This window comes from Paraburkholderia terricola (assembly GCF_900142195.1).
Lineage (GTDB): Bacteria > Pseudomonadota > Gammaproteobacteria > Burkholderiales > Burkholderiaceae > Paraburkholderia > Paraburkholderia terricola.
In genome coordinates, this window is the sequence record NZ_FRAB01000086.1 from 1 (window position 1) to 9212 (window position 9212).

The following is a 9212-nucleotide window of genomic DNA, read 5'->3' on the forward strand; positions in this document are numbered from 1 at the left end:
CTGAATCGTCCTGACATTCACATCGAACGCATCGGCTCGTGCCTGCTGATCCGCGCCGGGGATTTCCCGCGTCTCGGCGCCCCCGAGGAAGGTCTACCCGAACCCTACGTGTTCGTGAACAGCGTATTGCGCGTGCTACGCGATCCAGGGCCCGACGCCTTGCATACCTATATCCCGGACTTGCCGAGCGCGGATACGAAGAACGCGCGCGCGTGGGCAGCGCGCTTTGACCTGCCCGACGCCGCACCGATTCCCGAGCCCCCGACTGTCGTACCGCAGCCGGTGAAACGTGAGCCCGTCCGTCTCAATGTCCGCGGCGGTAGCCCTTGCCCGGAAGCGGGCTGGTGGCATACGCCAGCGAAAGCGGGGAGCCGTCGCTATTTCGAAGCGGGCGAAATCATGCCCGCGATCGAAGGAAGCCCGTGGGGTGAGACGTACTGGCATTGGTCGCCAAGCGAGCGTTAGCAGCTTTGCCTTGTTGCGAATCCAGCAACGCGCCTTAAGCATGCATTCGAATGAAACTTGCGCCTGCATGGTAAAAACCGAACGCCTAGCTCACCTATCTCCCCAATTTGCTTAGTGCGGGTATCGAGCACGCGCATCCATGGCTGGCACGCTTTATCCACCCCAGCACGCGATGTTTCTGATGAGAAAAGTTATCGAACTCCAGGCAGCGCGTCCGCCACGCGGCATTAGCTCTACAGCGGATTCCGGAGAACCCCCACCCCTCCCCCAATGTTATTATCGGAAACACGACCCGCCCGCCCGAGGCGCGCTACAAACCCGCTGGCCCCATGGACACCCACCTCACCAAACCCGCCGACGCATCCACCACCGACCTCGGACGACGCGTGCGCGCCGCGCGCCAGGCGCAGGACCTGACGTTGGAAACCGCGAGCCGTCTCTGCGGCGTCTCCCGCTCGACGCTCTCCAAAGTCGAAAACGGCCTGATGTCCCCCACATTCGACGTGCTGCAGAAAATCGTCGTCGGTTTGAAAATCGAAATCGGCGAGTTGTTCGGCTCGACGCCCAAAGTCAGCGCCAACGGACGTCGCGCATTGACCCGCAAAAACGAAGGCCAGCGTCACGCCTATCGCGGCTACCAGATGGAACTGCTCGCCACCGACCTCGCGCACAAAGCGATGCTGCCGTTTCGCATCCGCATCTCCGCGCACACGCTCGACGCGTTCGACGACTGGGGCCGTCACGAAGGCGAAGAATTCCTGTACGTCATCAGCGGCAGCGTGTGCCTCTATTCCGAGTTGTACGCGCCGACGCGTCTGAACGCCGGCGACAGCCTGTACTTCGACAGCCGCACCGGCCACGCCGCGGTGTCCACCAGCGAAGAAGACGCCGAGGTGTTGTGGATGGCGACCAGCGCCGACATCCCGCAAGCACCGGCAACCGTACCGCTCGCCGAATCGGGCAAGAAATAACGAAAGCGCCTTGACGACGCGCCGCCAACGTCCGCGGCACTCGCCTGGCGACGATACGTCAAGCCGCCTGGTTCGCGGTCATCTTGAAGATGCCCTGTGCGTTGCCCGCGTCGAAACGCAGATCTGTTTGCCAGCGGCGCGCGTCCTGATCGAAGGTCCGCTTGCGCGTGATGAACTCGTAGAACGAGCCCGGCACGTCGCGCGTCACGATGCTGCCGTCGGCCGCGCGGAATTCGCGCCGCACGATGTCCGCGCGATACGCCGTCTGGAACACGCGGCCCGAACGCGAACGCTCCACTTCCGGCTTCATCGGACGACCCTTGGCTTTTTCGTCGTTGGCGAGTTTGAACACGTCCGCGACGCGATCGGTGGCGTGATTGAAGGCGTTGCCTTCGGTCGCGATCCACGCCATTTCCGCCGACTCCTTCAACAACACGTCGTAATCGGCCTCGCATGGCGTCTCGTGCTGACGCGCGAACGCGCCGACGATCACCGGTAGCAACGCATGCGCCGCCTCCAGCGGCAGCACGCCTTCGCGTTCGAGCTCCCATAAATGGCCGACGGCTTGCGGCGTCAGCGGATCGCGCGACGCGCCGATCACATTCGTCACCGCCTGCTGGAATTCCGCCGAGAAACGCTCGGGATGCAATTCGCTGACGAAGAATTGTGCGATCTCATCGGGCGCGTCGTCGTGCGCCCACGCGCGGCCGGTCATGCCGAGACGGTCGAGCGGATAGCGGCCGTTGATGCTGAAGCCGAGCGGACGCAGAATGCGCGCGAACGCGGCTTCGCCCGGCGGCAGCGCGCCGTTCTCATGCCAGCGCACGGTGCGCAATGCGCCGTGGTCGAAGTACACGCCGCCGCCCGCGGCGATCGTCTCCTGCGTGTACTCGCGGCCATTCGCGGAGCGCGCCAGCAGGTCGTCGAACAACGCCATGTTCAACGCCTGCGCGAGTTCGGCACGCGTCACGGTGCCTTCTTCGCATTCGCTGAGGATTCGCGGATGGTTCAGCGTGGCGAACAGCCGCGCGGTTTTGTCGACGCCGAGCAATTTCAGCAGCAGTCGTTCGACATTCGCATTCTTGATGTTTCGCATATCGGTTCCGGGCGGCGTGCGGTGAGACGCGTTCGTGTATTTGGAGGACGGCATGCCGGCGTGGCTTCGAGGCCTACGCGCGGCATCGCCGAAGGCGAGATTATTCAGAGCCGCGGCGACGCCGTAAAGCGAGATAAAATCGCCACTTGATGCGTTTTCGGAATCAACGTGCGAAAGTTCAAGATCCCCAACATGGGCGCGCTGCTCGCTTTCGAAGCCGCCGCGCGACACGAGAGCTTCACGCATGCGGCGCGTGAGTTGTTCCTCACCGAAAGCGCGGTGTCCCGGCAGATCAATACGTTGGAGAGCAATCTCGGCGTGCGGCTGTTCGTGCGCGCCAAACAGCGCGTGGTGCTGACGAAGGCGGGCAAGGTGTATAGCGCGCAGGTGCGGCGCGCGCTGGAGCAGCTGGATCGCGACACGCTGTCGATCATCGCGCATGGCAGCGGCGGCGGTTATCTGGAATTGGCGGTGCTGCCGACTTTCGCGTCGCAATGGCTGATTCCACGGCTCGCGGCATTCAACGAACGGTATCCCGATGTACGCGTCAATATGGGCGTGCGCACGGGCACGTTTCCGTTCGGCGATACGCATTTCGAAGCCGCGATTCACTACGGCAAACCGACATGGCCGGGCACGTCGGCGGATTTTCTGTTCAGTGAGGAAGTCGTGCCGGTGTGCGCGGCGAGTCTGCTGACGCGGCCTGTTCGCAACGCCGCCGATCTGCTGGATTACCCGTTGCTGCATTCCACCACGCGCCCCGATGGCTGGGCGGCATGGTTCGCCAACCTCGGCGTCGACGATAACCGGACGATGCAAGGCGTGCGCTACGAACTTCATACGATGCTGATCAGCGCGGCCGCGGCGAGTCTCGGCATTGCGCTCGTGCCACGCTTTTTTGTCGATGCACAGCTTGACCAGCTTGGACTAGCGATACCGCTCGACGCGCCCGCGGTTGCCGACTCGGCGTACTACCTCGTCTATCCGACCGAGTTGAGTCACGGCAAGCCGCTCGCCAGCTTCCGCGAATGGCTGCTCGGGGAAGCGGCTGCGTATGGCGCGGTCAATCCGGGCTTGGCCGGCAATCCCGATACCGATTGATCAAGCGCCAAGCCTTGGAGCGTTACGCACCCGTTTGCTCACGCGCCTGCGCGAGCGCGCTGAGATTGCCTTCGCCAAAACCGTGATGCCCCTGCCGCTGAACGATCTCGAAGAAGATCTCGCCGGCGTTACGTCGCACGAAAGTCTGAAAGAACAGCAGCGGCACGCCGTCCGCGCCGATCTCGCCGTCCACCAGCACATGCGTGCGCTTGAGCCGCTCGACATCGAGCCCATGGCCCGGTAGCCGTGTGTCCAGTTGCTCGTAGTAGCGCGGCGGCGGCTCGACAAATTCAACGCCGTTCGCCAGCAGTTGCTCGACGCACGCGAAGATATCGTCGGTGGCGAGCGCGATGTGCTGCACGCCTTCGCCCGGATGATCGGGCAGATACTCGTGCATCAGATTGGTCCGGCGCGTGCCCTCTTCATACAAGGGAACGCGGATCGCGCCGCATGGCGACACCATCACGCGCGATTCCGCCGACACATGCCAGTTCGCGTGCAGTTCGTGAATCTCGCGGAAGTTGAGCAGGTCGCGATAGAAGTCGAGCCATTCCTGCATGCGGCCCTCGCCTACCGTCTGCGTGAGATGGTCGACCGCGACGAGGCCGGTGCCCACGTGACTCAAATCGGCGTGCGCGGTGTCGATCTCGATGGGCCGGAAGTCGATGTCGAAGATCGAAATGTCGCCGAGGCCGCCGCGCTGACCGCCGCGGCCGCGCCAACGGTCGACGAAATAGATATGCGAGTCGCCAATGCCCTGGATCGCCGGAATCAGCAGTTCGCCCGCGCCGAGGCGCTCGCCTTCGAACGCCCACGCGCCGAGTTCGATCGCGCGATCGAACGCGCGCTGCGCGTCGGCCACGCGAATACCGATCGCGCAGATGCCCGCGCCGTATTCCTCGGCGTAGCGCGCGGCGAACGAATCGGGTTCGGCGTTGATCAGGAAATGCATCTCGCCCTGGCGATACAGCGTGACGTCCTTGCTGATGTGGCGCGCAATCGCCTTGAAGCCGAGTTTCGTGAAGGTCTCGCCGAGCGCCTTCGGCTCGCGCGCGGCGAACTCGACGAATTCGAGGCCGGCTGTGCCGAGCGGATTGTGCTCAGGCGCCGACACGGCGCGCAGCGCGGCGTCTGGAGTGGGCAAGTCGCTGGGCATGGCAATCTCCTTGTGCAGTCTTTCGACGCTTTTTTCCGATGTTCGGTGCGAGCCGTCGGGCATCCGCAGTAGGGCAACGCGGTTGGCGACGGTTTTTGCACCGTGTTTGTACACCGGCTAGTCGAGCGTTCGCAACCTTCATTTTGTACCGGACGGTTCACTTGCAGCGAATCGACAGGCCGCGTGCATGGTCGCGAGCGCGGCGGGTCAGGTTTTCAGCGTGCCGTGGGCGTTGCGGTTCCACGTGTACGATTCGCCTTTTTTGCCTTTGTCGCGGGCTTTGGCTTGCCTTCGGCGGCGGCGGCCATGCGCAATCGCGCGACTTCACGCACGGCGTCGATCAGCGCGCGCCCCACCGGCGACGGCTGCGTGTCCGAGCGCCGGATCAGTCCAACCGGCTCGTCGGTGCCGGCGAACGGCAAGGGCAAACGCACCAGCATGCCGTGCGCCAGTTCGTACTCCACCGCGCTCAGCGGCACGAACCACACGGCGTCGTTTTCGAGCGTCAACGCGCGGCCCGTCGATACCGACAGCACCTCGACAAACGCCGACAGCGGCGGCACGCCCCACGCGCTCAACAAGCTTTCCGCCGATTGCCGGATGAGCGTGCCGAACGGCGGCAGCACCACCGGAAAATCTTCCAGCGAGGTGGCTGGCAAACCGGCGCCCAATGCCAGCGGATGCCCGGCCCGCACCACCGCGATCAACGGCTCGCTGAAAAGCTGTTCGAAGCTGAGACCGACCATTCGCTCCGGGTCCGCGAGACGCCCAATCGCAAATTCGATCGTGCCTGCTTTCAGGCGTTCGAGCAATTCGGGGTTGGCGCCGGTCGCGAGGCGCACGATCACGCGCGGCCATAGCGCGGCGAACCGCTTGAGCACCGGCGGAATAAGCGCGGCGGCGACGGTCGGCAAGACGCCGATTTCCAGCGTGGCCGCAGCCGCGCCTTCCGGACGCGCCAACAAGTCGACGCCCTGCCGCAGCGCACTGACGCAGGCGCTCGCATGCGGCATGAAGAGCTGGCCCTCGCGGGTCGGCACTGCGCCGTGGCGGCCGCGCTCGAACAGCTTCACGCCGAGAATCGCCTCCAGTTCGGCGACGGTCTTGGACACCGCCGGCTGCGTGATCGAAAGACTTTCGGCGGCCCGCTGCACGCTGCCGAACTGCGCGACGGCGAGAAAGCACTGGAGATGACGGAATTTGACGCGGCTGTCCGCGAGGCTTCGTTGCATAACGAAAGGTTATACGAAAAGGGCGAAAACGTCACTTTGCATAACCGCACCGGTTGGATAAAGTCGCTCCATAAGTTGCACCCACAATTCCTCGAAGGAGACACTCATGGATGAGTCCTTTCTCACCGCGCGCGATTTCGCGTCCCACCCCGGGTACATCTATCCCGGCTACGGCTCATCGGTCAAACGTGGCCCGACGCGTCCGCTCATTCCGCTGAAGGAAAAACTGCGCGACCAGCGCGTGCCCGTCTACGGCACCGAAGACCTCGGCGCCCTCGACCACGATCTGACGCGCAATGCGGTGCGCAACGGCGAGCCGCTCGGCGAGCGCATCATCGTGACGGGGCGTGTGCTCGACGAGGGCGGCCGTCCGGTGCGCAATACGCTGGTGGAAATCTGGCAAGCCAATGCCGCTGGCCGCTACGTGCACAAGAACGATCAGCACGACGCGCCGCTCGATCCGAATTTTCTCGGCGCCGGCCGCTGCCTCACCGACAACGAAGGCCGTTATCGCTTTCTGACTATCAAGCCGGGTGCTTATCCGTGGGGCAATCATCCGAACGCATGGCGTCCGAACCACATTCATTTCTCGCTGTTCGGCGAGCATTTCGGCTCGCGTCTCGTCACGCAGATGTATTTTCCCGGCGACCCGCTGCTGGCCTTCGATCCGATTTTTCAGGGCACGCCGGAGCATGCGCGTGATCGCCTGATTGCGAACTTCTCGCTCGACACCACGCAGGAAGCCTACGCGCTCGGCTACGACTTCGACATCGTGCTGCGCGGCCGCAACGAAACGCCGATGGAGCGTTAAACCATGACCACTCTCAAGCAAACGCCTTCGCAAACGGTTGGGCCGTACTTCGCTTACGGTCTGTGCCCGCAGCAATACGATTTCGACTTCAGGAGCTTGTTCACGCCCGTTCTGGCCGACCGTGAAGCGGCCGGCGAGCACGTCACGATCGTCGGCCAGGTGTTCGATGGCGACGGCAAGGTGATCGGCGACGCCATGCTGGAAATGTCGCAAGTGGATGCCGACGGCCGCTTTCCGGAATCGCGCGAGGAAATCCTGAAGACCGGTTTTCGCGGCTTCGCACGCGTCGGCACGGGTACGGATCCGCAGCAGCGCTTTATCGTGGAAACGGTCAAACCGGGCCGCGTGAGCCCGGATCAAGCGCCGCATCTGAATGTGATCGTGACGATGCGAGGCATGCTGCTGCACACGTTTACCCGCATCTATTTCGAGGACGAAGCCGAGGCAAACGAGCACGATGCCGTGTTGGCAGCGGTTCCGGCGGAGCGGAGCGGCACGCTGATCGCGCGCCGCGAACCGAACATGGCCAACGTGTACCGGTTCGACATCCACATGCAAGGCGATCGGGAAACCGTATTTTTCGACCTGTGAAGCAGAATTTCTATACTTTCAGATTGCTTTCACCTACACTGACGTTGATCCGTCTGGCGACTGGATCACGAAACTCCGAGTAGTTAAGCCCGCCTCGCGCGGGCTTTTTTTTGCGCCCGTCGAGAGCAGTTACTTCAACGAGCACCGCAGCCAGCGGCTGATTCTCGCGACGTCGGCAATGTGATCGCGCGCGCCGGACGCACCCAACACCACGATATCGACGGGCCGGCCATGCACGATCATCCGCACGACGACACAGTGCCCCGCCTCGTTGATGAAACCGGTTTTCTGCAACACGATCGACCGGTCGCCGCCTCGCACCAGCGCATTCGAGTTGTGATAACTCAGCCGCGCGCGGCCGCTGCCGGGCAAGACGATTTGCTCGCGATCAGTGGAGTAAGCGCGAATCAACGGATAACGGCTCGCCGCCTCCACCAGCAATGACAAGTCCCGCGCGGTCGAAACGTTCCGCGGCGACAGGCCCGTACCGTTCACAAACGACGTATGCCGCATGCCCAGCGCGCGAGCCTTCGCGTTCATCGCGGCGACGAAACCCGGCCGGCCGCCTGCGTAATCGCGGCTGAGCGCAGCCGCGGCGCGGTTCTCCGACGACATCAACGCAATGTGCAACATGTCATGCCGCGACAAGGTCGAACCGACGCCCAGGCGTGAGCCGGTGAACTTGTCGAAATCCTGATCCTGGACCGTGACGTTGAGCGGCGCGTTCAGCTTGTGCCTTGCGTCGAGTGACACCACGGCCGTCATCAGCTTGGATATCGAAGCAATCGGCATGACTCGGTCGGCCTGCTTTTCGGCGAGAACGGTATGCGTTCGCTCGTCCACGACATAGACAGCCTTTGCATGAAGCAACGCTCGCGATTTTGGCGTGTAGCCGCAGCGCGCCAATAGACGCAGCGACGCATGCGAAGGGTTCCGCGGCGCCCACACACGCGGCCGCGCATCGCGCCGTTCCGCTGTCGCTTGTGGGCGCCTCGCGGCGCGCGGCTCTCGCGCAATACGTGCAATACGCGCAGCCTGCCGGCGATGCTTGAGCGTGAGGTTGCCGACATGCATCGGCCGCTGCGCGCTCGCCGCAGGCTTGCGCTTGTGCGCGATACGTCGCCGCGCCTTGCGGACGGTTGGCTTCCTGGCTTTGACTGAAGTTCTGGTCTGCGCTTTCGACGCGTGTCCGATGGACGGTGCAAGCTGCCGGCTCACGCCAGCAGAGGTATGCCGCGCAGGCTCGTGGCCCGCCGCAAACGACCAGCCGATGTTCAGCCACAACAGGCCGAACAACGCGACGTAGCGGAACCACGCGGGAAAACGATAGACAGGAAATTCGAATGAAGGCGTTCGACGATCGTACGGCATGCAGCTTCCGGTTCTGTGCCGTGTGAGCCCGAATTGATTGGGTGCGGAGTCGGCAACGAGCCGCCGATCTTAACAGGCTGCTGAAGTATCGGCGGTAATGTCATCGCTGAAGGCCCCTGAAGCGTTGATGGAAGACCCCCACTTGCCCCTTGGAGATCATGCGCGGCGCCGACACATTCACCGAGAGTTTGTTTTCCATGCGCAAGCTGGACGACTTCGTTCCGAAGTCGCATCCGTTGCGTTCGATCCGGGTGATGGCGAACGAAGCACTGGTGAAGATGGATCGGTTGTTTGCCGGGATGTACGAGGCCGACCTCAAGGGTGGGCGGCCGAGCATCGCGCCGGAGAAGTTGCTGCGAGCCATGCTGATCCAGGTGCTCTACAGCATCCGCTCGGAGCGCCAATTGATGGATCAGGT

General features: G+C 63.3%; 9 protein-coding genes and 1 pseudogene. 6 read left to right on the forward strand and 4 right to left on the reverse strand.

The genetic code is table 11. The annotated features are described in order from the left end of the window. Positions 1-465, forward strand: a pseudogene (locus tag BUE39_RS33225) (type VI immunity family protein); the annotation flags it as partial. A 329-nt stretch (positions 466-794) separates the two neighbouring features. Beyond that, positions 795-1436 (forward strand): helix-turn-helix domain-containing protein, encoded by a 642-nt coding sequence (locus tag BUE39_RS33230; protein WP_073432922.1) that lies wholly within the window; start codon positions 795-797, stop codon positions 1434-1436. 58 nt (positions 1437-1494) lie between these two features. On the opposite strand, the gene BUE39_RS33235 is transcribed toward BUE39_RS33230, so the two are convergent. Continuing rightward, a complete protein-coding gene (locus BUE39_RS33235) occupies positions 1495-2532 on the reverse strand; it encodes a DUF1338 domain-containing protein (protein WP_073432923.1) in 1038 nt (345 codons plus the stop codon). Positions 2533-2700: 168 nt separating this feature from the next. Here BUE39_RS33235 and BUE39_RS33240 point away from each other — a divergent pair, with 168 nt between their 5' ends. Further along, positions 2701-3633 carry a LysR substrate-binding domain-containing protein gene (locus BUE39_RS33240; protein ID WP_176035748.1) on the forward strand — a complete coding sequence of 311 codons (933 nt, stop codon included), beginning with the start codon at positions 2701-2703 and terminating at the stop codon, positions 3631-3633. A 22-nt stretch (positions 3634-3655) separates the two neighbouring features. On the opposite strand, the gene BUE39_RS33245 is transcribed toward BUE39_RS33240, so the two are convergent. Both BUE39_RS33245 and pcaQ read right to left on the reverse strand, forming a co-directional pair. Next, the gene (locus BUE39_RS33245) at positions 3656-4789 is read right to left on the reverse strand and encodes a 4-hydroxyphenylpyruvate dioxygenase family protein (RefSeq protein ID WP_073432929.1); all 1134 of its coding nucleotides are present in this window, start codon (positions 4787-4789) and stop codon (positions 3656-3658) included. A gap of 215 nt (positions 4790-5004) precedes the next feature. Beyond that, positions 5005-6021, reverse strand: coding sequence for a pca operon transcription factor PcaQ (gene pcaQ, locus BUE39_RS33250; protein WP_073432925.1), 1017 nt, complete (start codon positions 6019-6021; stop codon positions 5005-5007). A 106-nt stretch (positions 6022-6127) separates the two neighbouring features. On the opposite strand from pcaQ, the gene pcaH reads away from it, so the two are divergent. Continuing rightward, positions 6128-6832: a protocatechuate 3,4-dioxygenase subunit beta gene (gene pcaH, locus BUE39_RS33255; protein WP_073432926.1), complete on the forward strand. Its 705-nt coding sequence runs from the start codon at positions 6128-6130 to the stop codon at positions 6830-6832. 3 nt (positions 6833-6835) lie between these two features. Then, positions 6836-7423, forward strand: a complete 588-nt coding sequence (pcaG, locus tag BUE39_RS33260; RefSeq protein ID WP_073432927.1) for a protocatechuate 3,4-dioxygenase subunit alpha — start codon at positions 6836-6838, stop codon at positions 7421-7423. 129 nt (positions 7424-7552) lie between these two features. Here the strand turns inward: pcaG and BUE39_RS33265 are convergent, their stop codons facing one another. Further along, a complete protein-coding gene (locus tag BUE39_RS33265; RefSeq protein ID WP_073432928.1) occupies positions 7553-8794 on the reverse strand; it encodes a serine hydrolase in 1242 nt (413 codons plus the stop codon). A 158-nt stretch (positions 8795-8952) separates the two neighbouring features. On the opposite strand from BUE39_RS33265, the gene BUE39_RS33270 reads away from it, so the two are divergent. Then, on the forward strand, positions 8953-9212 hold a 260-nt coding region (locus tag BUE39_RS33270; RefSeq protein ID WP_143169529.1), incomplete at its 3' end, for a transposase.

Coding starts and splice junctions, on each gene's coding strand:
- BUE39_RS33245 (WP_073432929.1), bottom strand. CDS start 4,789: ATGCCCAGCGACTTGCCCACTCCAGACGCCGCGCTGCGCGCCGTGTCG.
- pcaG (WP_073432927.1), top strand. CDS start 6,836: ATGACCACTCTCAAGCAAACGCCTTCGCAAACGGTTGGGCCGTACTTC.
- pcaQ (WP_073432925.1), bottom strand. CDS start 6,021: ATGCAACGAAGCCTCGCGGACAGCCGCGTCAAATTCCGTCATCTCCAG.
- BUE39_RS33265 (WP_073432928.1), bottom strand. CDS start 8,794: ATGCCGTACGATCGTCGAACGCCTTCATTCGAATTTCCTGTCTATCGT.
- BUE39_RS33230 (WP_073432922.1), top strand. CDS start 795: ATGGACACCCACCTCACCAAACCCGCCGACGCATCCACCACCGACCTC.
- BUE39_RS33235 (WP_073432923.1), bottom strand. CDS start 2,532: ATGCGAAACATCAAGAATGCGAATGTCGAACGACTGCTGCTGAAATTG.
- pcaH (WP_073432926.1), top strand. CDS start 6,128: ATGGATGAGTCCTTTCTCACCGCGCGCGATTTCGCGTCCCACCCCGGG.